General features: G+C 63.3%; 21 protein-coding genes. 4 read left to right on the top strand and 17 right to left on the bottom strand.

What is annotated here, in order from left to right; all coding sequences use genetic code 11:
- The first annotated feature begins 41 nt into the window (after positions 1 to 41).
- On the top strand, positions 42 to 968 hold the full coding sequence (hslO, locus tag Q0X18_RS12685; RefSeq protein ID WP_297563169.1) for an Hsp33 family molecular chaperone HslO: 927 nt from the start codon (positions 42 to 44) through the stop codon (positions 966 to 968).
- 143 nt (positions 969 to 1,111) lie between these two features.
- Here hslO and Q0X18_RS12680 read toward each other — a convergent pair whose 3' ends face one another.
- From Q0X18_RS12680 to Q0X18_RS12610, 15 genes are all read right to left on the bottom strand, one after another.
- On the bottom strand, positions 1,112 to 1,927 hold the full coding sequence (locus tag Q0X18_RS12680; protein ID WP_297563168.1) for a PIG-L deacetylase family protein: 816 nt from the start codon (positions 1,925 to 1,927) through the stop codon (positions 1,112 to 1,114).
- A 29-nt stretch (positions 1,928 to 1,956) separates the two neighbouring features.
- Positions 1,957 to 3,000 carry a galactokinase gene (galK, locus tag Q0X18_RS12675; protein ID WP_297563167.1) on the bottom strand — a complete coding sequence of 348 codons (1,044 nt, stop codon included), beginning with the start codon at positions 2,998 to 3,000 and terminating at the stop codon, positions 1,957 to 1,959.
- Between the two features lie 45 nt (positions 3,001 to 3,045).
- Positions 3,046 to 4,047 (bottom strand): Xaa-Pro peptidase family protein, encoded by a 1,002-nt coding sequence (locus tag Q0X18_RS12670; RefSeq protein ID WP_297563166.1) that lies wholly within the window; start codon positions 4,045 to 4,047, stop codon positions 3,046 to 3,048.
- Positions 4,048 to 4,113: 66 nt separating this feature from the next.
- Positions 4,114 to 5,154: a galactose-1-phosphate uridylyltransferase gene (gene galT, locus Q0X18_RS12665; RefSeq protein ID WP_297563165.1), complete on the bottom strand. Its 1,041-nt coding sequence runs from the start codon at positions 5,152 to 5,154 to the stop codon at positions 4,114 to 4,116.
- A 34-nt stretch (positions 5,155 to 5,188) separates the two neighbouring features.
- Entirely contained in the window at positions 5,189 to 6,643 is a 1,455-nt protein-coding gene (locus Q0X18_RS12660; protein ID WP_297563163.1) for a glycoside hydrolase family 36 protein, read from the bottom strand.
- Between the two features lie 4 nt (positions 6,644 to 6,647).
- Complete coding sequence (locus Q0X18_RS12655; protein WP_297563162.1) at positions 6,648 to 8,588, bottom strand: beta-galactosidase; 1,941 nt, start codon at positions 8,586 to 8,588, stop codon at positions 6,648 to 6,650.
- A gap of 129 nt (positions 8,589 to 8,717) precedes the next feature.
- Complete coding sequence (locus Q0X18_RS12650) at positions 8,718 to 9,728, bottom strand: carbohydrate ABC transporter permease (RefSeq protein WP_297563161.1); 1,011 nt, start codon at positions 9,726 to 9,728, stop codon at positions 8,718 to 8,720.
- Positions 9,725 to 10,564, bottom strand: a complete 840-nt coding sequence (locus Q0X18_RS12645) for a carbohydrate ABC transporter permease (protein WP_297563160.1) — start codon at positions 10,562 to 10,564, stop codon at positions 9,725 to 9,727. Before Q0X18_RS12645 ends, Q0X18_RS12650 begins: the two co-directional genes overlap by 4 nt.
- Before the next feature lie 110 nt (positions 10,565 to 10,674).
- On the bottom strand, positions 10,675 to 11,967 hold the full coding sequence (locus Q0X18_RS12640; RefSeq protein ID WP_297563158.1) for an ABC transporter substrate-binding protein: 1,293 nt from the start codon (positions 11,965 to 11,967) through the stop codon (positions 10,675 to 10,677).
- A gap of 178 nt (positions 11,968 to 12,145) precedes the next feature.
- Positions 12,146 to 12,922 (bottom strand): DeoR/GlpR family DNA-binding transcription regulator, encoded by a 777-nt coding sequence (locus Q0X18_RS12635; protein ID WP_297563157.1) that lies wholly within the window; start codon positions 12,920 to 12,922, stop codon positions 12,146 to 12,148.
- A gap of 42 nt (positions 12,923 to 12,964) precedes the next feature.
- A complete protein-coding gene (locus Q0X18_RS12630; protein WP_297563156.1) occupies positions 12,965 to 14,326 on the bottom strand; it encodes a cell wall metabolism sensor histidine kinase WalK in 1,362 nt (453 codons plus the stop codon).
- 78 nt (positions 14,327 to 14,404) lie between these two features.
- Positions 14,405 to 15,079, bottom strand: coding sequence for a response regulator transcription factor (locus Q0X18_RS12625; RefSeq protein WP_297563155.1), 675 nt, complete (start codon positions 15,077 to 15,079; stop codon positions 14,405 to 14,407).
- Positions 15,076 to 15,435: a hypothetical protein gene (locus Q0X18_RS12620; protein WP_297563154.1), complete on the bottom strand. Its 360-nt coding sequence runs from the start codon at positions 15,433 to 15,435 to the stop codon at positions 15,076 to 15,078. Before Q0X18_RS12620 ends, Q0X18_RS12625 begins: the two co-directional genes overlap by 4 nt.
- A 168-nt stretch (positions 15,436 to 15,603) precedes the next feature.
- Positions 15,604 to 16,251 (bottom strand): DUF92 domain-containing protein, encoded by a 648-nt coding sequence (locus Q0X18_RS12615; RefSeq protein WP_297563152.1) that lies wholly within the window; start codon positions 16,249 to 16,251, stop codon positions 15,604 to 15,606.
- A 52-nt stretch (positions 16,252 to 16,303) separates the two neighbouring features.
- Positions 16,304 to 18,556, bottom strand: coding sequence for a bifunctional (p)ppGpp synthetase/guanosine-3',5'-bis(diphosphate) 3'-pyrophosphohydrolase (locus Q0X18_RS12610; protein ID WP_297563150.1), 2,253 nt, complete (start codon positions 18,554 to 18,556; stop codon positions 16,304 to 16,306).
- 99 nt (positions 18,557 to 18,655) lie between these two features.
- Here Q0X18_RS12610 and Q0X18_RS12605 point away from each other — a divergent pair, with 99 nt between their 5' ends.
- Positions 18,656 to 19,990 carry a glucose-6-phosphate isomerase gene (locus Q0X18_RS12605; RefSeq protein WP_297563149.1) on the top strand — a complete coding sequence of 445 codons (1,335 nt, stop codon included), beginning with the start codon at positions 18,656 to 18,658 and terminating at the stop codon, positions 19,988 to 19,990.
- Between the two features lie 153 nt (positions 19,991 to 20,143).
- Here Q0X18_RS12605 and Q0X18_RS12600 read toward each other — a convergent pair whose 3' ends face one another.
- Both Q0X18_RS12600 and Q0X18_RS12595 read right to left on the bottom strand, forming a co-directional pair.
- On the bottom strand, positions 20,144 to 20,554 hold the full coding sequence (locus tag Q0X18_RS12600) for a thioesterase family protein (RefSeq protein WP_297563148.1): 411 nt from the start codon (positions 20,552 to 20,554) through the stop codon (positions 20,144 to 20,146).
- A 69-nt stretch (positions 20,555 to 20,623) separates the two neighbouring features.
- Positions 20,624 to 22,474: a phosphoenolpyruvate carboxykinase (GTP) gene (locus tag Q0X18_RS12595; RefSeq protein WP_297563147.1), complete on the bottom strand. Its 1,851-nt coding sequence runs from the start codon at positions 22,472 to 22,474 to the stop codon at positions 20,624 to 20,626.
- A gap of 183 nt (positions 22,475 to 22,657) precedes the next feature.
- Here Q0X18_RS12595 and Q0X18_RS12590 point away from each other — a divergent pair, with 183 nt between their 5' ends.
- Positions 22,658 to 22,870 (top strand): CDGSH iron-sulfur domain-containing protein, encoded by a 213-nt coding sequence (locus tag Q0X18_RS12590; protein WP_297563146.1) that lies wholly within the window; start codon positions 22,658 to 22,660, stop codon positions 22,868 to 22,870.
- 34 nt (positions 22,871 to 22,904) lie between these two features.
- Positions 22,905 to 23,900 carry a P1 family peptidase gene (locus Q0X18_RS12585; RefSeq protein ID WP_297563144.1) on the top strand — a complete coding sequence of 332 codons (996 nt, stop codon included), beginning with the start codon at positions 22,905 to 22,907 and terminating at the stop codon, positions 23,898 to 23,900.
- The last annotated feature ends 3 nt before the right edge of the window (positions 23,901 to 23,903 follow it).

Below are 23,903 nucleotides of genomic sequence, written 5' to 3'. Positions count from 1 at the left end.
CACCCTTTTACCAGTGGTGCTGCTGCTACAATCGGAGAGTTATGGGTCGTTTGATTCGTGGGCTGGCTGCCGAGGGAAACCTGCGGGTGCTGGCCGTGGAGACCACCGATATTGTCGAGGAAGCCCGTGAGCGTCACCAACTTTCGCCCACTGCCACTGCAGCACTGGGCCGGGCTATGAGTGGAGTATTGCTGCTGACCTTTCTGCTCTCAAAAACCCCCAAGGAGCGGATTGGTCTGCAGTTTGTGGGCGATGGGCCGCTGGGTGGGCCGGTGGTGGAAGCCGCGCCGGATGGGTTTGTACGGGGCTATGTCAAAAACCCCCAGGCCAACCCTCCTTTGCGCCCCGATGGCAAACTCGATGTGGGTGCGGCCATCGGCAGGGGCGAACTCAAGGTAGACCGGCTTCTGTCCAACGAAGAACTCTATCAGTCCAGCGTGGAGCTGGTGAGCGGCGAAGTGGCCGAAGATCTGGCCCGCTACCTGTGGCAGTCGGAGCAAATCCCCTCGGCGGTGCTGCTGGGGGTGCGGGTGCACGGACAGGGTGAGGTACAGGTCGCGGGGGGTGTGGCGATTCAGGTATTGCCGGGCTGCCCCGACGAGGTGATCGGTAGGCTCGAGCAAAACCTGCAGGGCCGCACCGGTATTACCGACCTGTTGCTGGAGAGGGGCCTCGAGGGCACCGTCGAGACCTTGTTGGAGGGCCTGGGCTATGACCCCACCGACCTGAGCGCGGTGGGCTTCCGTAAAGGGTATATCCCCCTGGCCTTCCGCTGCCGCTGTAGCCGGGAACGGGCCCTAAACGCCCTGGTCTACTTTTCGCCACAGGAGCGCGAAGAAATGATCGAGCAGGACGGGGGGGCCGAGGTGCAGTGCCACTGGTGCGCTGAGAGGTACCAGATTACCCCGGAGGAGATTCGCTCCTTGCCGCTGGGCGAGGGTTTTGTGCCTGAGGTGCCCAAAGCCTGAACGCTTTATACGTATTCTGGCAGTATTGTTCACTTTAGAAAGCCTAAACGATACTGCCGGAATGCACTCCTACTCCCTTCGGTCGGCTCGAATCCTTCACCTTTGGGCGTAATCAAAGGTGAAGGATTCAAGCGGAACCGGTATTACAGGCCTTCGAACAAGTCCTGCAAGGGCCAGCGCGGGATGGGGCCGCGGGTTCCACCCAGAGCGAAGGTTTCCACCGAGATCAGCTGCTCCATGAGGGCTTGGCGATCGAGGGTGGCGTTCATGGCCTGGATGCGGTCGGCGAACTGCGAGCGGTGGGCGGCGATGGCCGCTCGCTTTTGGGGTAGGTAGGCCTGCACGTTCATCCGCACCGCCAGGGTGTTTTCGGCTACGCCGAAGACCTGGGGGTCGAGGCCACCCAGGATGCTGTTGGCCTGGCCGCTTTGCTGCATGGCGGCGGCGTATTCGCTGGTGAAGACGCTGTAGAAAAGGCGTGCTGGGGGGTTGGGCAGGTGGCCCGAGGAAAAAAACGCGGCGGTGGCGGCACGGTGCACGACCAGGTGGTCGGGGTGCCCGTAACCCCCGTGGGGGTCGAAGGTAATCAGGATTCTGGGTTGAAGCTCGGCTATAAGCTCGCGGATTTTGGCCTCCACCTCCCACAGGTTGGCGTTGTGGAGGGCCTGGGGGTCGTCGCGGCGCAGCCGCTCGTTGCGCCCGGAGTCGCGGTAGCCCAGAAAGATGGGGGGCTGGAGGCCCAGGGCCTGGCAGGAGGCCTCGAGCTCCTGGGTGCGCCATGCGCCCATATCCTCCACGGTGAGGGTGGGGTCTTTGAGCTGCCCCGCCTCGCCCCGGGTGGCACAGGCCAGGTAGACCGGATGCCCCCGCCGCGCGTAGTGGGCCAGGGTGCCGCCGGTGGGAAAGGCCTCGTCGTCGGGGTGGGCGAACACCGCCAGGATGGGGGGAAGCTCGGCCATGGTGGGGATTATACCGGAGGGGCTCGAGCTCAAAAGAACCGCGCCCTGGGGTAGTCCTGCAAGACGCCCTTTTTGAAATCTTCGTATTTAGACTCCTCGACCAAGGCCACCGTCGAGCCGCCAAAGCCGGCCCCGGTCAGGCGGGCCCCCGCGGCCCCGTGGCGCAGCTCGGCCTCCACCAGCCGGTCGAGCTCGGGGATCGAGACCTCGTAATCGTCGCGCAGTGAGCGGTGCGAGGCTATCATCAGCTCGCCGAAGCGCTGGATATCGCCCTGCTCTAAGGCCGCTACCCCTTCCAGCACGCGCTGGTTCTCGGTGACCACGTGGCGGGCCCGGCGCTTCAGGGGCTCGGGCAGGGCCTCGAGGCGGGGGAGGTCGGCAGGGGAAAGTGCGCGCAACGACGGCACCCCCAGGAGCGCGCAGGCCTGCTCGCACTCGGCGCGGCGGGTGTTGTAGCCTGACTCGGCCAGGCGGCGCGGCACCGACGAGTCCACCACGGCCACCCGGTAGCCTGGCGGCAGGGGCACCAGCCGGGTCTCGAGGCTCTGGGTATCCAGGAACAGCCCGTACCCCAGCCGCCCCACCGACGAGGCCATCTGATCCATGATGCCGCAGCGCACCCCCACATACGCCACCTCGGCCTGCTGGGCCAGCCGGGCGATCTGCACGTCGTCGAGGGGAAGGCCATAGAGGGCGCGCAGGGCCCGCAGGGTGGCCACTTCCAGCGCCGCCGAGCTCGAGAGCCCCCCGCTCATGGGCACCTCGCTGCGGATGTAGGCCCGCAGGCCCGGCACGGCATACCCCTGCTGGCGCAGAGCCCACACGCAGCCCGCGAGGTAATCCAGCCAGTCCCCCTGCCGGCCCACCTCCAGCCCACGGCTTTTATGCTCCTGAAAGTTCTCGGCGTAGGCCTCGAGCCCCTCGGCGGGGGCGGCTTCGATATAGGTCTGGTAGGGGAGGGGGGTGGGGAAGACAAACCCCCCGTTGTAGTCGGTGTGCTCGCCCAGCAGGTTGACGCGGCCCGGGGCCGAGACGGATACGCTGGGTTCGCTGCCAAAGAGGTCTTTGAACATAGTCGGATCAGGATGGAGCAGGAAACAGGGTCTTGGGTTTTTCCATTAGCCCTCGAGCACCATCGGACGCAGGCGCCCGTTGACTTGTGCGCTGGGCCAGGCCGGATCGAAGGTGAGGTTTTCCAGGCCGGTTTCGCCGAGCAAAAAGGTATCCTCGACCTTGGCGCCGGGCAGGCTGGGGTTCCAGGCCAGGGCCATGCCGGGCTCGAGCCGGGTGGGGTTGCCGGGCCGGGCCAGCACCTCGCGGCTGCGGTAGCCGGTCAGGCCGCCCTGGTGATGGTTTTCAAACTCCTGGGGCTGGCCGATGGCCTGGTAGGCCGCGCGGATGCTTTCCAGCGCCTCGCCCAGGGTTGCGCCGGGCCTCGAGGCCTCGAGGGCGGCGGCTTCGATCTGGCAGACCTGCTGGTTGAGGCGCTGGGCCTCCGGGTGACCAAAGCTACGCAGGCGGCTCACGTTGGCGATAAGGCCGTGCCGCCGCCCGCAGATCACCCCCATAAACAGCCGCCCCAAGGGACGTTGTTTGGGGATGGGGTGGCGGTAGCGGAAGAGCCGTTCCTCGCCGGCGACCAGCAACACCAGGGGCTGGATGCCCTTGGACAGGAGTTCCTCGCTGATGGCCCCGGCCAGCTCGTACTCGCTCCAGCCGGGGTCGGCGAAGCGGAGGCTCTCGCCCAGGGCCGCCGCGGCATCCCGGCCCAGGGCGCGGTAGCGGGCCTGTTCTTCCGGTGAGAGCACCAGGCGCAAAGGGGTGAGGTCGTGCTCGCTGTCGCTGGGCCCCTGAGGGGCGGGCGGGCTGTACCAGGGGTAGCGCACGACCTCGAGGCCCGGCACCTCCTCGTCCAGGAGCCGCCCGGCCTCGATCTGCGAGGCGTGGAGCCGCACGCCGTTGGGGGTGACCTCGAGCCAGGCTGCTACTGAGCGAAAGGTGACCACGGTGTTGTCGCCGCCGGTGAGCCAGGCGAAGTTCTCGGGCTGCTGTACAAAAAAGCGCGCAAAACCCTGGCCTTCCATCCAGGCCCGCAGTCGGGTGAGTGCAGAATCGTTCATACCTCAGGCTATCGCTTTTGTGTTACGCACGCTCATAAAAAATCCAGGGTAGGCCAGGGGCCGCGCTCAGATCGCCACCTCGCGCAGCACCCGCGCGGTCTCCTCGGGCAGGGCATCCATGGCAAAGGTGCCGGCGGCCAGCTCGGTGCCGGCCAGGTACTTGAGCTTGTCGGCGGTGCGCAGGGCCGGGTAGAACTCCACGTGGAAGTGGAAGACATCCTCGGCGCCTTTGGGGGCGGCGTGCAGGGCCATCACGTAGGGCATGGGCTTCTGGAACAGGTTGTCCAGCTTCTGCACCACCTGGCCCAGCGCCCTGGCGAAACTGCGTATCTCTTCCTCGGTAAAGGCCCACAGGCCGGGGCGGAACTGCTTGGGGAAGAGCAGCACCTCGTACGGGTAGCGGGCAAAAGGCGGAATGCAGGCCAGCACGTGCGCATCTTCCAGCACCGTGTAGGGCCCCAGGTGCGGCAGCAGGTTGAGCAGCACCGGGCTTTTCTGGAAGGCCTCGTGCTCCTTTTGCAGAATGGGTGGAACCCAGGGGTAGGCGTAAATTTGCCCGTGGGGGTGGTGCAGCGTGACCCCCATCTGCTCGCCCCGGTTCTCGAAGGGCATCACGTACTGGATCGGGGGGCGGGCGTACAGCTCGCGGTAGCGGTCGGCCCAGACCCGCACCAGCAGCTCGCGCCGCTCGGGGCTTAAAGAGGCCAGGCTGCCGCTGTGCTCGGGGGTATACACCACCACCTCGCAGTCGCCCTGGGCGTCGCGGGTAGGGATGACCAGGCCCTCGGGCGGCGCCCCAGCGTGGGGGGAGAGGGAGGGCCAGCGGTTCTGGAAGACGGCGATCTCGAAGTCTTCGAAGGGAATCTCGGTGGGGAAGCCACCGGGCTTGCTGGGGGCCAGGGGGTCGTACTCCTTGGGGGGCAGGAAGGTACGCCCCTGGCGGCTGGCGGCAAACACCACCCACTCCTGCCGCAGGGGGTGCCAGCGGGCATGGGACTGGGCCTGCCCGGTGTTTTCGCCCTCCTCGAGCGCCGGCAGGGTGTGGGGCTTCAGGCCGTACAGGTACAGCATCCGGCCGTCTTTTTTCACATATACACGCTTATGCATGGTCTCCTCGAGGGTCTCAAGGCGCGAAGCGGGGCTAGATTTCCAGCCAGCTCGAGAAATCCACTTCACGCTCGCCAATCTTGAAGGTGTAGGGGCCGGTCTGGAGGATGGAGGGGCTGGCCTCGAGCCACTCCTTGAGCCCTTCCCGCTCCTCGCCGTCCAGCCACTCGGGGGGGTCGGAGGTGGCCTTGAAGCCCGCAACCAGGGCCAGGTCCTGCAACACCGCGCGCTGGGCCGGGGTGAGCAGGTTGTAGCGGGTGCGGAAGTAGGCCACGTCGGGGTCGGTGTGCACCAGCGGCTTCAGCCAGAGGCGGTGCAGGCTGGTGCGCAGGGCGTTGTAGGCCGCGGGGCCGGTGGGGTCGTGCAGGTACACCCGCCGGTCTTCGTTGTCCCAGTAAGGGGCCACGTCCGGCCCAATGCGCAGCCCATCCACCAGGCCCAGCGAGGCGATGATGGGGGCCCCGCAGGCCAGAATGTACACATCGTCGCCGGCGGCCTCGCGGATGAGGCGGAGCGCTTCGCGGTAGGCCTCCTCCCTCGAGGCTCCGCTATGCCTCTTGCCAGGCAGGGCCGCTGCAAACAGGAAATCCAGCTTCAAGTAGCGGTAGCCCCAGCCCCGCACCTTCTGGATCAGGCTCTGCAGCCAGTTTTGTACGGCTGGCAGGGTCACGTCCAGCGCGTAGTAGCCGCCCCAGTTGCTGCCCGCCGAGACCAGCTCGCCCTGCTCGTCGCGCAAGAACCAGTCGGGGTGTTCCTTGAACAGGCTGGAGCTGGGCCGGGCAATAAAGGGGGCCAGCCAGAGGCCGGGGGTCAGGCCCTGGCTCTGGGCCCGCAGGGCGATGGTGCTCATGCCCGAGCGGAACTTGTGGTTGGGCTCCCAGTCGCCCATGTTTTGCTGCCAGCCGTCGTCGAGCTGAAACACCTCGAAGGGCAGGCCCTGCAAGCCGGCGATGGTCTCCAGCATCTTGCTTTCCGAGATATCGCTGTAATAGCTGTACCAGCTACACCAGACCCGGGGGGCGGGCTGCTGGCCCCGGACGCCCAGGGTGTTGGCCAGCAGCTCGGCGTAGCGGGCCAGCACCTGCTGCTGTTCGCCGTAGGCCACAAACCACTGGGTCTCGTGGTCGCAGGTACCCTTCAAGTAGAGGCGGTCGGCCTCTACGCGCGCCCCCGGACGCAGAGCCCCCAGGAAGAGCATCCGTCCGTCGTGGCCCTCGAGGCCCCCCAGGCCGCTGCCGCCGTGCACCGGTGAGAGGGCGTAGGCTGGGTCGTCGCACTGAGGCCGCCGCTCGGGGGGCTGGATGGGCTTGGGGTTCTCTCTCAGGCTTACCCAGCCGGCCTCGCTCCAGCTCTGCCAGCCGTGCTTGAAGTAGAGCGTGCGCCCGAAGGGATGGCCGATCTGCACGGTTTTGCCGCTCAGCAGATAGCCGCCCAGGGTTTCCTCGAGCCGCCCCGCGCTGATGCTGAACTCGTAGCCCTGAATCTGCACAGCCTTACTCCTCAACCCAGATGCTCAAATCATAAGGGGCCACGGTGGGGCCGCCCAAAATGAACCGGGCGCCTGGGGGGGTTGGGGCGGCCTGGGGTCGGTCGGTGTAGTTGAAGGCAAACACCCAGGGCCCCCGCCGCCGCATGCGTAAACCCTCGGGCAGGGGCTGGATCGCCAAGCCCAGGCCCTGGGCCACCTCGGCCAGATAGCTTTGCAGAAACTCCCGGCCTGGCCAGAAGGCCAGGTAGTGCCGGTGGTGGTGCTGGTAGATGGCCCCCCTGCCATCGGCAAAGGCGGCGACCGGGGTGAGGCTGGACTCGACCCACTCCTTCCAGACCCCCACCGGCCAGGGCCGGCCCTGCCAGGTGAGGGTTTCGCTCAGGCCGGGGCGCCAGCTTTCCACCCGGGTTACCTTGAGGGGCAGCAGCGCCTGCAAAGCGCCGGGGGGTAGCTGGGCCGGTATGCCCAGGGCCTCGGTTTTGGAGCCGGTGCGCGGCCCGAAGACCACCGCGCCAGGGGCCTCTTTGAAGGCCTGCAGGGCCGCTTCGTGCAGGATGGGCAGGCTGGGCACCACCACCAGCCGGTAGGGGTGCAGGCGGGCTCCCGGAGGCACCACATCCACGTCCAGCCCCAGGCTGCGCAGGGCCTGATAGAAATGCCAGACCAGGTCGCGGTACACAAACTCCTGGCCCTGCGGCTGGATGCGGAAAACCCAGTCGGCCTCGTAGTCGAAGACCAGGGCCACGGGGGCCGGGGTGCTTTGGGGCAGGGACAGCCGGCCAAGCTCCTGAGCCACCTGCTGGGCCTCGAAAAAGCCCAGGTCGGGCTCGAAATCGGGCCGGTTGAGTCCGGCGTGGAACTGCTCCTGGGCCTGGGGAAACTGCCGCCAGCGGAAGTAGCTCACCACCTCGGCCCCGTGGGCCAGGGCCTCCCAGGTCCACAGCCGCACCATACCGGGGGCCGGGGAGGGGTTGTGGTGGGCCCAGTTGACCGGCCCCGGCTGCTGCTCCATCACCCACCAGCGCGGCTTGACCCCGCGGTAGAGATCGTGGTGGAAGGCGGCCATATCGGGGTGGCCGGTGTGGGCGTAGCGGAGCTTTTCCTCCGTTGTGCAGGGCAGCACGTCCATATCGGTAAAGCCCAGGGGGTAGCTGTCCCAGCCGGCGATATCCAGATCCTGGGCCAGCTTGAAGTGGTCGAAGTCTGGGGTGTAGCCCATAAAGTTGTGCACGATGAACTTCTCGGGGGCATACTGCCGCAGGACTTCGGTCTGCATACGGTTGAAGGCGGCCACCTGATCCGAGCTAAAGCGGTAAAAATCCAGCCAGTGCGAAGGGTTGGCCTCGGTAACGGTCTGGTTGGGCAGGTCGATCTCGCCAAAAGCCCGGTAGGTCATGCTCCAGAAGGCGTTGCCCCAGGCCTGGTTGAGGGCCTCGATGCTGCCGTAGCGGGCCTGTAGCCACAGCCGGAAGGCCCGCAGGTCTTCGGGGCCGTAGCTGCGGGTGGTGTCGTGGCAGCCGTACTCGTTATCGGTCTGCCAGCCGGCCACCAAGGGGTTGGGGCCGTAGCGCTGGGCCAGCAGGGTCACGATACGGCGGGCCTCCTCGAGGTAAACCCGGCTGCTAAAGCTGTAGTGCCGGCGGGAGCCAAACTTGCGGGGCCGTCCCTGGATATCGTAGGCCAGGATATCAGGGTGCTGGTCGATGAGCCACTTGGGGGGGGTGGCGGTGGGGGTGCCCAGCACCACCTTGAGGCCGGCTTTGCCCAGGGTCTCGATGGCCGCATCCAGCCAGTCCCAGGTAAAGCGGCCAGGGTCGGGCTCTATGGCGCTCCAGGCAAACTCGCCAATGCGCACGTAGGCCAGGCCCAGCGCGCGCATGCGCCGGGCATCTTCGGCCCAGCGTTCGCGGGGCCAGTGTTCGGGGTAGTAGCAGACGCCTAACATAGTTCAGGGTAAAGCGCGAGGCTGCGCAGAAGGGGGAATGGGCTCGAGGGCTCAACCTTTACCGAAGGAATCCCAACCGCTGGTGGGCTTTGTAGAGTGCGGAACAGCCTACCTAGCACAGGGTGCATATCAATCCTTCACCCCTCCCGCGGTAATGCCCGCAATAAAGTAGCGCTGCAGGAACAGGAACAGCACCAGAAACGGCAGGGTGGTCATGACCGCCCCCACCATGATGCCCCCCCACGAGACCCGCGTCAGCCCAATCAGCGAGCCCAGCGCCACCGGGGCGGTCTGCATCTCCCGATCCGAGAGCACCAGCAAAGGCCACAGGTAGTCGTTCCAGGAGGCCAGAAAGAGGATGATGGCCAGGGCAGCCATGGCCGGGAGCACCAGCGGCAGGGCTATCCGGAAGAAGATGCGAAACTCCCCGGCCCCGTCTATGCGGGCGGCTTCCAGCAGGCTCATGGGAACGCTGAGGAAGTTTTGCCGCATGAAAAACACTCCCAGGCTGTTGGCCAGTGAGGGCAGAATCACCGCCCACCAGGTGTTGGTGAGGCGGAAGTCGAAGGTCATGGCCTCGCGCAGCGCCGGCACCCCCAGGAAGAGGTAGGCCAGGGCCGCCACCGCATACCCCACCCACAGCGCCCGCCCCAGGGTGGGCGAGAAGCGGAGCCAGGCTAGCAGGGCCGCGATACCGCCAAACACTGCCATCCCAATCAGAATTGCCAGCAGGGTTTTGGCCTCGCGGGCCACCAGAATAAACTGGGGGATCACCACCGCAAAGTAGGGGATGGTCAGGGTGGCGATCACCAGGGAGAACAGCAGGCCCTTGCCCCAGAACTCAAAACGCGCAAAGGCGTACCCGGCCAGGCTGGTCAGGAAGATGGAGAGCACCGTGTAGATGCCGGCCACCATCACGCTGTTGAACAAAGAGCGCAGGAAGTTGGTGTCGGCCTGCAGGCTTTGCAGGTTGGCGGCAAACTGGTTGCCCGGCAGGATGGGGGTGGGGGTGCTGAAGATGGCGATCTCGGGGTGGGTCGAGAAGACGAACATCAGCCACAAAGGGGCCAGCCACAAAAGGGCCAGGGGGGTCAGGAACAGGTGCAGCCAGAAGCTGCGCCACCAGAGCCGCCGTTTCATGATTCCCTCCCAAAAAGCCGAAGCTGGATGATGGAGAAGACCAGCGCCAGCAGGGTGATGGCGTAGGCGATGGTGGAGGCGTAGCCGAAGTTGATGTTCTGGAAGCCCTGGCGGTAGAGGTAGACCCCCAGGGTGGTGGTGGCGGTGCCGGGGCCGCCGTTGGTGATGAGCCAGGGCTCGGTGAAGAGCTGCAGGGTTCCGATAATGGAGAGCACCAGGCAAAATAGCAAAACCGGGCGCAGGCTGGGTACGGTGATGCGCCAGAACTGCTGCCAGGGGCTGGCCCCGTCTATCTCGGCGGCCTCGTAGAGATCCTTGGGGATGCTTTGCAGGCCGGCCAGGATGATGATGGCGTTGTAGCCGGTCCAGCGCCAGGTCAGGGTGATGATGATGACCGCCATGGCCCCCACGGGGTCGAAAATCCAGTTGAGCTCGAGGCCCGTGAACGCATTAACCGCGCCGTTTTGGTTGAAAAGCAGACGGAACACCGCCGAGTAGGCCACCGCTCCCACCACCACCGGCGCAAAGAAAGCGAAGCGAAAAAACCCCTTGACCCGCAACAATTGCGAGTTCAGCGCAACGGCCAGCGCGGTGGCCAGGGCCAGCATCAGGGGCACCTGGATTACCAGAATCAAAACCGTGTTGCGCAGGGCGTCCCAAAAGGCGGCATCGCCCAGGATGCGGCCCCAGTTGATGCTTAGGTTCCAGACCGGGGGGGAGACCCGGGTGTTCTGGAACGACAAAAGCAGCGACTCGAGGATGGGCCAGGCCCAGAACAAAGCGAAAATCGCCAGGTAGGGCAGTAAAAAAAGGTAGGGGGTCGCGCTACGTTTCACGCGTCCTCCAGGTCAAAAGTCTGGGTATATTGCACCTCACGGGAGGCTCCAAAACGATTCTACTGTTGTAAAAGCGAGGGGGTGGGGCAGCCCCCACCCCCAAAGTGGTTTTAGCGTGCGATGGGCAGACCGGTGGCCTGCGAGATCTGCTGGGCGGCGGCATCAAGGGCCGCTTTGGCGTTCGGGAAGCGCCCGGCTACGTAGTCGGCCTGGGTCTTGACCATAATGGCGCGGGCTTCCTGGAAGAACTGGGTGCCTCGGGCCGCCGGCACGTTGCCCAGGGTGCCCAGGATCACCTGCCAGATGCGCTGGTTGCCCCAGTAGGGCTGGGGCTGGGCCACGTAGGGATCGCGGGTGGCGGCCAGCAGCGAGGGCACCAGGCCATATTCCTTGAGCATGGTCACCTGGCCCTCGGTGGTGCCCAGAGCGTAGCGGACAAAGGCCCAGGCGGCTTCCTTATTGCGCGAGGAGGCGGGAATGGCCAGGGCTGAGCCACCCAGGTTGGCGGCGCGCACCCCACCGGGACGGGAAGCGGGCATTGGGTACACGCCCCACTTGCCGCTCTGCTCGGGGGCGTTGGAGCGGATGGTGCCTTCGTACCAGGCCCCGAACATGCTGGTGGCTACGGTGCCGGCCTTGAAGGCCTGAATCTGCTCGTTCCAGCCGCCTTGCATCACGATACCGGCGTCAATCAGCTTCTTGACGGTCTCGAGCGCAGTCACACAGCCGGGCTGGTTCACCGTTACGGCATTGGCCTCGTTGTTGAAGTAGAAGCAGCTGTTCTGGTTGGCCAGCATACGGAACCATTCGTCGTCCTGACCGTTGGCAATGACCCCTACTTTGACGCGGTTGTTGGTGGCTGCAGCAATTTTCTTGCCAGCTGCAATAAAGTCGTCCCAGGTGCGGATGGTAGCCGGGTTGACGCCGGCCTGGCTGTAGATGTCGCGCCGGTAGAACATGACCACCGGGCCGGAGTCCCAGGGCATGGCGAAGACCTTGTTGCCTACGGTGAGTTCGGTCCACTTGAAGGCAGGGAACTGGTTGCGCAGGGTAGAGGCAGCGGGCTGCAGGGTGTTCAGGTCGGTAAAGCAGTTGGGGAAGCGGGCCCAGAACACCTCGGCCTCGTTGTTCTCGACGGAATAGACGTCGGGCAGGTCGCCCCCGCCGGCAGCACAGCCGGCCAGGCCGCGGTCGTAGGTGGCCTGGTTGCCGATGTCCAGCACCTTGACCTTCACGTTGGGGAAGAGCTTGTTGAAGCCGGGGATGTTAGCCTCCAGGGCCTTGGCTGCAATGTCCCAGCTCCACACGGTGATCTCGCCGCGCAGGTTGGGGTTCCCCTGTATAGATTGGGCCGAGGCCACTGTGAGAGCCAGGGCTGCTCCTAAAACCAGTAAACGCTTCATATAACCCTCCTTAGACACCAGCCTTTTCGGGGGTACACCACATAGTAAAACCACCTGGATACACAGGAAGCTTTTTCCCCGTCAAGGTTCAAGCGGAGTCTAAGGGCAGGGCCCAAAGCTTGTCAATAGTTATGAACACTTGCGAAAGGTTGCGAAACAAATCCTTTTAACAGTGTGTTTACCGACCTACCGCAACCTCGAGCCCCCGCTGCCGTAATAGCTCGAGATCCTCCTTTTTGGCCTTGCGGTCGGTGACGAGCAGGTTGGCTGCCTCCAGCGGCCCAATACGGGCGGCAGCGACCTGCATGATCTTGCTGTGATCGGCTAATACGATAATCTCGCGGGCCGCCTCGATCATGGCCCGCTTGATTTCGGCCTCTTGCAGGTTGGTGTTGGTAAAGCCTTTGTCGGGGTGCACTCCGTTGCAACCGATAAAGGCTTTGTCGGCGTTGATTTCGCGCAACAACAGGGTGCCGTAGGGGTTGACCAGCGAGTGCTGCAAAGGCCGTAGCGTACCGCCCGTGACGATTACCGTAATGCCAGGGTGCGACTCCAGCAGCAAAGCAATGTTGAGGCCGCTGGTGATAACCACCACGTTTTTGAGCGAGGGCGAGAGGGCCTTGGCCAACTCGGTGGTGGTGCTGCCCACGTCCAGAATGATGGTCTCGCCGTCGCGCACCAGGCCGGCAGCGTAATTGCCGATGCGCTCCTTCTCTTTAGCATGCACCTGGCGGGTTTCTTCCAGGGGAAGCTCGAAGCGTTTGGTTTCTGCTGGTACAGCACCCCCGCGGGTACGGCGCAATAGCCCCTGCTGTTCCAGATACTCCAGGTCGGCGCGGATGGTAACGGCTGAGACGCCAAAGTGCTGGGCCAGCTTGCGCACCTCGGCCCGGCCATCCCGGTGCAGCTTCTCCAGGATTTCCTGGTGACGGAAGGTGGCCTCGAGGGAGGGCATAGCGAAAGCATACGAAAGTTTGCGAAGGGATGCAAACAAAAACTATTCTTCTTCCATCAGAAGCGGTAAAAACACCGTAAAGCGGGTCTCGCCGGGACGGCTGGCTACACGAATTTCGCCCCCGTGGGCTTCGGCAATCTGCTTGGCGATGGCCAGGCCCAGCCCGGTACCGCCTTCGGGGCCGCGGGCAAAGCGGGTAAACAGGCGCGGCAGTACCTCGGGGGCGATGCCCGGCCCCCGATCCACCACTGCAAAGGCGGCCCAGGGCTGCTTGGGGGGCGTCATCTCGGGGGTGGAGGTGGTGCGCAGTTCGTCGGCAGACTCGTAGGGGTCGGGAGGGTTGTCGGTGGGTTCCTTGACCATCCAGACCCGCACCTGCACTTTTTCGGGAGCGCCTGCGGCCCGTACGGCATTGGCAATCAGGTTGCGGGCCAGTTGCAGCAGGCGGTCGGGATCGCCCAGCACCTCGGGGAACTCGGGGGGAATCTTGAGTGTTACCCCCGGATACTCCTCTACCGCCTGACGGAGAAGCTCGCCCAGGTTGACAATATGGGGGTTTACGCTCCGTTCGGCCTCGCCACGGGCCAGGGCTAGCAAATCTTGCACCATACGCGCGGTGTGGGCCGCAATTTTGCGAGCGCGCTCGAGCATCTCGGTATCGCTAGGGTTGCGGCTGAGGCGCTCGAGGTAGCCATTGAGCGAGGTTAAGGGGGTACGCAGTTCGTGCGAGACCTCGGCCAGGAAGGCTCGTTCGCGCGCCTGGGCCTCGCGCAGCTCGCCCAGCAGGTCGTTGACCTTTTCTATCATCACCCCCAGGTCGTCCTTGGGGCCGGTGTAGTGAATGGGCTCGAGGTTGCGCGGGCCGCGCTTGTCCACCTCCGAGGCTGCGCGGTGTAGCGGAATAAGCGAAACCTGGGCCGCCAACACAATCAGAAGAGCTCCTAAAGGCAATAAAAAAGCCATCCCCTGGATCAGGGTATTGCGTACGGTGGCCGAGATGCTCTCAATGTAACGAGTGTCCTGACTGACCACCACCACCGCCCCCGGTATGGCCTGGTAGGCGGCCATAAAGGTGGGGGCATAGTAGGGTTTGGCGGTACTGCTGGCGGAACGTATATAGTTTTTGGGCACTTTATGCTCGAAATCGGGGGTGGGCGCTACCAGAAGCTGCCCACCGCTACTGTAGAAGCTAACGCTTACCGGGCCGGAGCGTGGCAGGCTAATCTCCCCAGCGCGGCCTGAGGCATACAGCAAAGCCACCTCGTTGACGTAGCGCAATAGCGTACGCTCGACCTGCCCGTACAGACCAAAGTTGATGCTGTAGACCGCGATGCTCAGGGTCAGAACCAGAATCAGCACCCACAGAATCGTATAGGCCAGTATCAGACGGGTGCGGAAGGACATAAAGGCGGGTGGGTCGGAGGGCTAAGGGGAGTTATGAGCCGGGTGCACCACCAAGGCGAGGGCCTTGCAAAACCAGACCTACTCTGCCTCGCGTTGCCGCAGGGCATAACCTACCCCGCGCACGGTGCGCAGGTAGCCGTAAGCACCGACTTCACGCAGTTTGGAGCGCAGGTTGGCAATATGGACATCCACTACGTTGGAGTCGCGCTCGAGCTGCCTTCCCCACAGATGTTCTTCGATCTCCTGCCGACTGAACACCTTGCCCGCACGGCTTACCAAAAGCGACAACAGCTCGAATTCCTTGGGCGAAAGGCGCAGTTCCTGTCCTTCAAACAAGACCTGCCGTTTGGTGAGATATACCTCCAGGCCTCCTACGCTAATCTGTTCGCCCCCCTCCCGGTGGCGTAACTGCACCTGGATACGGGCCAGTAGCTCGGCAGGATGAAAAGGCTTGACGATGTAGTCGTCGGCCCCGTCGGAGAGCAGGCTGACCTTGCGCTCGACTGCGTCGGCAGCGGTCAGGACAATGATGGGCACTTCGTAGCCTGCCCGAATGCGCCGGGCTACCTCACCGCCGTCCAGGTCGGGTAGACCCAGGTCGAGGATGACCAGATCGGGTACGGCTTCGCGTAGGCGCACCAGGCCGGACATGCCGCCCGAGGCCCAGTCCACGGTGTAGCCAGCCTCGCCCAGCTCGAGCTGCAAGAGGTGAGCAATTTCGGGGTCGTCTTCAATTAGCAAAATGCGTTTCATCGAACCTCCGGCAAGACACGCCCATTGGGCAGATTCAGGCGATATGTGCGGGTCAACAGCTCATTAAGGCTAACACGCTCCCCTTGAACCAGCAGGGCAATATCCCCCCTAGGGGTCGTGATCCCATTGTATGGCGGGCGGTAGCCTCCATCCACCCGGAACAGCACCCGCACCTCCCGATTGGCGGGCGCGGGCAGCTTGCTTTGTAAAACCAGGTTGCGCTCTTCTACCTGCCAGACCACATATACCGTGAGCAAATCTGGAGACACCACCCGGATCTCACTCCCGGAAGGGATAAACGGGAGATTGGGCAGCGGTGCGAGCGCCAGTACGAAGGCTAGTAGAAGACCGCGCATCGTTCCACCACTATGCAAGCCTACCCGAACAGACGTATGGGATTCCAGTAAAGGGCATTTTATGCGTGTTCAGGGGGTGCCTCATAGGTCTTCAAATGGCCGATAATGCGGTAAGCAATATCCACAGTCATGGTAGTGCAAATAAAAGCCCTAAAAGTTTAGCATTTCTTAAGCCGCGAACACCCAGGGTAAGCACACACCAACCAGCCCGCCCAACGTGGTGGCCAGCAGATTGGTCAGGTCGTTGCTCCACCAGGCCCAGCGGTCTTCACACAAACCAAGCAGAGTATCGGCCAGGGCTCCGGCGATGCCTCCAAGCACTACTCCCGCGATGGGTACCTCGAGCCAGGCTGCCCAGGGCACAAACAGCAGTGCCCCGCCAAGCAGGGCCAAGGTACCCGGCCCGCTGATGGCGGCGTTGGTTCCGCTTTTCACCCGGCCTTTTAAGGGATGCCAGGCCCATCGACTGCGGCTACCCAGCTCAGTTGCCAGGGTATCCGCGGCTGCGGTGGCCAGCGCTGCGAGAAAGAACGCAGGCGACCCCAGGGCAAGGCCCAAAGCAGCAGGAAACCCGTTGGCCAGCACCTGAAAGGCTGTGCGGCCCGAGCGGTCTTGGCTACGCTGATTCCAGCGACTAGCAAGGCTGCCCAGAGCCACAAAGAAGAGCACGGCCAGGGCTGCTGGAATCCCTCCAGCCCACATGGGCAGACCTCCCACCAGCGCAGCAGCCCAGGCAGCTCCCGGCCTGAGCCAGCCCATCCGCTCGGCCAGCAGCCCGACTCCAAAAGCGATGGGTAGGGCCAGAAGGGGACTCATGCTGGGTGTGCCATCCATGCCAACTGGCTGCGAAATCCTTTGAGTACGGGCCCTATAACACCTGGGACCAGCTCACTGAGCGCACATTGGGCACGCTGCGCAAACGTTCATCAAGCGTTTTTTGCTCACTTTCGCTGAGGTCTATGCGAGTGCTGATGCGAAATAGCGAAGAAAGCGGCGAGGTGGGGCTCGAGTTTACGCCCATGGCGCTTTTGCCCATCCAGGCAATGGCATCCATGATGTCGCGCAGCAAACCAGCCCGGTCGTCGGCCAGCACCTCGAGCTGCATCACCCGGCCCAGCCCTTCCCAGTAGGCCGGCACGACCCGCCCGGAGTCGTGCTCCATCAGCCGGCGCATGTTGGGGCAGCCTGCTTTGTGAATCGTGACCCCCCGCCCCCGGGTGATGTAGCCCAGAATGGCATCACCCTTGGCAGGCTCACAGCAACTGGCCAGCTTGATGGGGACGTTGAGGTTGGACTCTAAACGAATGCCCAACTCGTTTTTGGCAGGCTTGGGCTTGGTGATGGCGGTTTCGCTTTTGGGGGCCAGGATGCGGGCAACTTGCTGGGGTGCTACCCGCCCAGTGGCGATGGCGGCGTAGAGGTCTTCCGGTGACGAGCTTTTGAGGAGCTTGCGTCCCACCTCCTCGAGCTGGCTCTCCAGGGGCCGGGGTAGGCCCCGCCGCTTGAAGTACTTTTCTAGCATCCGCACGCCTTTTTCCAGGGTCTCGGCCCGTTCAAAGGCCCGGAAGTACATACGGATTTTCTGCTTGGCCGAACGGGTTTTGGCGTAGTCGATCCAGTCCTTGGAGGGGTGAGCGGTTTTAGCGGTGAGAATCTCTACAATTTCGCCGTTTTGCAGTTCGTAGCTCAGGGGCACAATGCGTCCGTTGACCTTAGCCCCCACCATATGGTGACCCACCTCGGTGTGGATGTGGTAGGCAAAGTCCACCGGGCTCGAGCCCTTGGGCAGGTTGATGATCTTGCCTTTGGGGGTGAAAACAAAAACCCGATCCCCCAGCAGCTCTTTGGTCACGGCCTCGACAAAATCGCGCGAGCTGCTGTATTCCTGCTGCCAGTCCTGGATGCTTTTGAGCCAGCCTACCCGTCGGCGAAGGTCTTCGGGGTCGGTCACGCCTTCCTTGTAGAGCCAGTGAGCGGCGACGCCAAACTCGGCGACGCGGTGCATTTCCTTGGTGCGAATCTGCACCTCCAGCGGCAGCCCGTTGACGGCGATAACCGTGGTGTGCAGCGACTGGTAGCCATTGGGCTTGGGCACTGCGATATAGTCCTTGACCCGGCCCGGGATGGGCTGCCACAGAGCATGCACCAGGCCCAGTACGTGATAACAAACCTGCTTCTCGCGCAGGGCGTTTTCTTCGGCATCCTGGCCTGGCCGTGGTTCTAATACGACCCGTAAGGCCAGCAGGTCGTAAATTTGCTCGATGGTTTTACCCTCCCGTTCCATCTTCTTCCAGATGGAGAACAGGTGCTTGGTACGGCCTGTGACCTCGACTTTCTTGACTGACTGCTTGAGGATGAAGTCGCGGGCCAGGGCTTGCTCGAGCTTTTCTTTAGCGGCCTGCACCGCGGCCTCGCGCTCGGCCCGGTGGCTTTTGAGGCGGGCCTCGAGGGCCTGGTAGTTCTCGGGGTCAAGGTAGCGGAAGGAAAGGTCTTCGAGCTCGAGCTTGACCTGACCAATCCCCAGCCGGTGCGCCAGCGGCGCATAAATCTCCAGGGTTTCGCGGGCAATGCGCTGCTGCTTGTGGGGGGGCATAAACTCCAGGGTGCGCAGGTTGTGCAGCCGGTCGGCCAGCTTGACGATGATAATCCGCACGTCCTCGGCCATGGCAATAAACATCTGGCGCAGGTCTTCGGCGTGCTTTTCCTCGGCGTGCTTATCTTCCTGGGTGGCATGGGCCAGCTTGTAGAGCTTGGAGACCTTGGTCTCGCCCTCCACAATTTTTCGTACCGCGATCCCAAAGCGCTCTTCAATATCCTCGGGCCGCACATCGGTGTCCTCGATGGTGTCGTGCAGGAGCCCGGCCAGTAAGGTCTCGACATCCAGGCCCAGCTCGGCCAAAATTTGCGCGACCGCGACCGGGTGAACAATGTAAGGTTCGCCGCTCTTGCGCTGCTGGCCCTGGTGGGCGGTGTAGGCGAACTCGAGGGCCTCCCGCACCTGGGTTTTGGCCGCAGCCGGCAGGTAGTGCAGGTGAGGCTCGAGCTGTTGCCACAAGGCCTCTACGTCAGAATGCGCTGTGGGCGATAGGGGCACCGCGATGGGCTGGGTAGGCTTGATCATATCAAGGTTCCGGGGTTGCAAATAGTCAGCCCCTTAGATGCTTTTCTAAGTTTAGCATTTTACGCTGCATGCGCACGAACTCCACGGTAAACTGGTCATATGTTGCGACTGGATCTGACCAATGTACTTTCCAAACGCCTGGGCGAACAGGGCCTGGACTGGCCTGGGGCCCTGGCGGCCCACGCCCAGTTTCTAGAGGCGGCCCGCGATGCACTCTGGCAGCGCAAATCCAACCCTGCTGAGTTTCTAGGCTGGATTGACGTGCCCGAAGACACCGAGACCCTACGGCGGGTGTTGCGCTACCGCGAGGCCAATGCCTGGGTCGAAGACCTGGTGGTGCTGGGCATTGGGGGCTCGGCCCTGGGGGCCCAGGCGGTGGCCGCGGCCCTGGGTAAAGGCCCGGTGCGCCTGCATTTTGTGGACAATGTCGAACCTGAGCCCATTCTCAGCTTGCTTCGCACCCTCGAGCCTCATAAAACCCTGGTCAACGTCATCTCCAAGTCGGGCTCCACTGCCGAGACCATGGCAGCCTTTCTGGTGTTCCGGCAGTGGCTCGAGCTGGGTGTGGCCGACTGGAAAAAGCACGTGGTGGTCACCACCGACCCCGCCAAAGGCATCCTGCGCCCCTACGCCCAGGCCGAGGGGCTAGCCACCTTCGAGGTGCCCCCCGCGGTGGGCGGGCGTTTTAGCGTCACCTGTCCGGTGGGCACCCTGCCGCTGGCGTTTGCCGGGGTCGAGCTGGAAAACCTGCTGGCCGGGGCCCGCAAGGCCAACGAACAGGCCAGGGCGGCCCTCGAGCACAACCTGCCGGCCCAGACCGCTCTGATTAATCACCTGTACAGCCAAAGGGGCAAAAACATCGTGGTGTTCATGCCTTATTCCACCCGCCTGCGCTACCTGCCCGACTGGTTTGTGCAACTGCACGACGAGTCGCTGGGCAAGATGCGCGACCGGGCCGGCCAGGAGGTGCGCACCGGCACCACCGCGGTGCGGGCCATCGGCACTACCGACCAGCACGCCCAGGTGCAGCTTTTCCGGGAGGGGCCGCACGACAAACTCATCAATTTTGTGCGCCTGCTGAGTCCCAGCGAGGATCTGGAAATTCCCGCGGTGCGGGGGCTCGAGGCCCTCGACTACCTCTTCGGCAAGAGCTTCTTCGAGCTCTTGGACGCCGAGGCCAAAGCCACCGCCCACGCCCTGGCTAAAGCCGGCCAGCCCAACTACACCCTCACCCTGGAAAAACTCGACGCCTATCACCTGGGCTGGCTGCTGCAACACCTGATGTGGCAGACCGCCTTCCTGGGCGAGCTGTGGAACATCAACGCCTTCGACCAGCCGGGGGTGGAACTGGGCAAGGAGTACACCTACGCCCTGATGGGGCGCAAAGGCTGGGAGTCGCTGGCCCAGGAGTTGCGCGCCGAGGGGGTGGAATAATACCGTTTCCGCTTGAATCCTTTACCGTGGGGCGTAGTCAAAGGTGAAGGATTCAAGCCGACCGAAGGGAGTAGAAAAGCATTTTGGCAGTATCGTTTAGGCTTTCAAAAGTGAACGATACTGTCGGAATGCGTATAACCGCACCCAACCAGCTCAGTGCCCCAGCAGTTGGCGCATGGCCTGTGGAACGGTCTGGGGCTGGCGCGTCTGGGGGTGGGCCGCCACATAGATAACCTCCCCGCTAATCAGGTGGGCCTCCTCCCGGAAGATACCCAGCACAAACTGCATGCTGCTGTTGCCAATACGCCCGACCCGCACCCCGATATCCAGTTCGTCATCGTAGTGGGCGGGGGCGTGGTACTCCACCGTTGCCTTGACCACGAATAAATCCAGCCCAAAGCGCTCCACCGTGCTGGGGTAAGGGATGCCGGCGGCCCGCCAGTACTCGGTGATGGCTACATCGAAGTAGGTCAGGTAGTGCCCGTTGAAAACGATGCCCTGGGGGTCGGTCTCGGCCCAGCGAACCCGCAGGCGGTGGAAGAATCCAAAATCGGTACGCTGCATGCTCATCAATATAGTCCTTCAAAAGAAGCCTCCCCCGGGGAGCAGGGGAGGCCAGAAATGGGGGGTTTGTTACTCCGAGCTGCCCACGTCCCAGTGCTCGGGGGAGCGCCAGAGGTTGGAAATCAGCAGCTCGCGCATGGCCAGGAACTCCTTGGGCATGCGCTCGTAGAGCTTGATGAAGAGCTCCTCGTGCGAAAGGATTTCCTTGAGCCACAGGTCGCGGTCAATGGCCATGAGTTCCTGGAACTGCTCTTTGCTGAAGTTCAGGCCACGCCAGTCGAGGTCTTCGTAGTGGGGCACATAGCCAAGGGGGCTTTCGGTGGCGTAGCCGCGCCCATTGGCCCGGTCTACAATCCACTTCAAGACGCGCATGTTCTCGCCAAAGCCCGGCCAGGCAAAGTTGCCGTCCTGGTCTTTGCGGAACCAGTTCACGCTGAAGATGCGGGGCGGGTCTACCACCCGGCGGCCCATGTCCAGCCAGTGGTTGAAGTAGCTGGCCATGTGGTAGCCGATGAAGGGCAGCATGGCGAAGGGATCGCGGCGTACCTCCCCAATCTGCCCGAAGGCGGCGGCGGTCATCTCCGAGCCCATGGTAGCGCCCAGATAAACCCCAAAGCTCCAGTTGAAGCTCTGATACACCAGGGGCACGACCGTAGCCCGGCGTCCACCAAAGATAAAGGCTTTGATGGGCACACCCTTGGGGTTCTCCCACTCGGGGTCAATGGCCGGGTTCTGGCTGGCCGGGGCGGTAAAACGGGCGTTGGGGTGGGCGGCTTTGCGCCCACAGTCGGGTGTCCACTCGTTGCCCTGCCAGTCAATGGCTTTGGCGGGCGGCGGGCCATCCATACCTTCCCACCACACATCGCCCTCGGGGGTGAGGGCCACATTGGTGAAGATGGTATTGGCCTTGATGGATTCCATGGCATTGGGGTTGGTGGCATAGGACGTGCCGGGGGCCACCCCAAAGTAGCCGGCCTCGGGGTTGATGGCATAAAGGCGCCCGTCAGGGCCGGGCTTGATCCAGGCGATGTCGTCGCCCACGGTGGTGACTTTCCAACCGTCGTCCTGGAAGGGCTTGGGCGGAATTAGCATGGCAAAGTTGGTCTTACCGCAAGCGCTGGGGAATGCGGCTGCCACATAGGTTTTCTGGCCCTTGGGGTCTTCGACCCCCAGAATCAGCATGTGCTCGGCCAGCCAGCCCTCGTCACGACCAATTACGCTGGCGATGCGCAAGGCCAGGCATTTCTTGCCCAGCAGGGCATTGCCGCCGTAGCCCGAACCGTAGCTCCAGATGCTGCGCTCTTCGGGGAAATGCACGATGTATTTGACCTTGGGATTGCAGGGCCAGGGAATATCTTTCTGGCCGGGTTCCAGGGGCATCCCCACCGTGTGCATACAGGGCACAAAGTCGCCATCCTCACCCAGCACGTCGTAAACGGCCTTACCCATGCGGGTCATGATGCGCATATTGACCACCACATAGGCCGAGTCGGTAATCTCGATGCCGATGTAGCTGATGGGGGAGCCCAGCGGCCCCATGCTAAAGGGCACCACGTACATGGTGCGGCCCCGCATGCAACCGTCGAACAGGCCCTGCAAGGTAGCGTGCATTTCTTTGGGGTTGACCCAGTTGTTGGTGGGGCCGGCGTCTTCTTTGTTGATGGAGCAGATGAAGGTGCGATCCTCGACCCGTGCGACGTCGCTGGGGTCGGAGCGGGCTAGAAAGCTGTTTGGGCGCAGCTTGGGGTTGAGGCGGATGAACGTACCAGCCTCGACTAACTGATCGCACAGGGCGTTGTACTCCTCTTCTGAGCCGTCGCAGAAGTGCACTGCGTCGGGCTTGCACAGTGCCACGGCTTCGGCAATCCAGTGTTTGACCCGCTCGCTCTTGATGTAAGGGGGGAACTCGAGGCTTTGCATATCGTCCTTAACTCTAACGGTTGTCCCTGGATATTTCACGGGCATTGTGGTTCCTCCTCTGGGAGGCCAGCGACTTTGATAAATCTCTCACTAGCCTTCGGAACTAGTCTCCGCTACGAACCTATAACTCAGTAGGGTCAATCGCCCCGTTTTGGGTGAAATGGCAGAGTCTAAACTGGGTTTATGAAAATCCGCTTGCGGGAAAACGGATCGTTGGTGATAGACCTGCCGGAGGGCAGCAGGTTCGTGCTCGATGGGGAAGAGCGGGTGCTCGAGCGCGCTAAACTCGCGCTGTGTCGCTGCGGTCACTCAGAAAATAAGCCTTTTTGCGACGGCACCCACAAAAGGGTGGGTTTTGTGGCGGCGGGTGGCGAGCTGGAGATAGAGCTGCAATAGTTTTGGTGGGCTTTTTGTTATGCTGGGTCTGTCCATGAAGCCCGGCCGGTTTAACGCCATCACCGATGTTCCCGGTATCCAGGTGGGTCACTACACCGACCTCGAGCACCTCACAGGGGTTACGGTCATCTATCCCGAAAATGGCGCGGTGGCAGGGGTGGATGTGCGCGGCAGTGCGCCGGGCACGCGCGAAACCGATTTGCTGAACCCAGTTAACCTGGTTGAGCAGGTACAGGCTATTGTGCTCTCGGGCGGGAGTGCGTATGGCCTCGAGGCCGCTTCAGGGGTGATGCGCTGGCTCGAGGAGCACCACAAGGGCTACCCGGTGGGCAACGCCACCACCCAGGCCATTGTGCCCATCGTGCCAGCCGCGGTGATTTTTGATTTGCTGGTGGGCAGCGCTACGGTGCGCCCTAGCGCCTTTTACGGCTACCAGGCGGCCCAGAACCTGAAGGGCGGGCCGGTGGAGCAGGGTGTGGTGGGGGTGGGGACGGGCGCCCGGAACGGTGGATTGAAAGGGGGTGTGGGCACCGCCAGCCTCGAGCTGCCCGGCGGGGTGGTGGTGGGGGCCATTGTGGCGGCCAACGCCCACGGGCGGGCCCACGACCCGGTAACCGGTGAGCTTTACGCGCGTTTCCTGGAGCAGGAGGGCGAGTTCAAGCTCAAGCACCCCCCCCGGCGCCTGTCGGCCCCGGACTACACCGAGGTCTTCGCCGACGCCTTTGTGCGCAGCAACACGGTAATCGGCTGCGTAGCCACCAACGCCAGGCTGAGCAAAGCCCAGGCCCAGAAGGTAGCCCAGATGGCCCACGACGGCATCGCTCGAGCGGTTTTCCCGGCCCATACCATGTTTGATGGCGATGTGATTTTCTGTCTGGCTACCGGCGAGGTGGAGATTACCGGCCCCGCCGAACTCAGCCGGATTGGTGCGGTGGCCGCCGATGTGTTTGCCCGGGCCCTGGTGCATGGGGTGCTACACGCCCATTCGGTAGGGGGGCTGGTTTCCTACCGCGATTTGTACGAAAAATAGGCC

Source organism: Meiothermus sp., assembly GCF_026004075.1.
Lineage (GTDB): Bacteria > Deinococcota > Deinococci > Deinococcales > Thermaceae > Meiothermus.
Note: the sequence above shows the minus strand (reverse complement) of the source record. Positions and strands in the feature narration are given on the sequence as shown.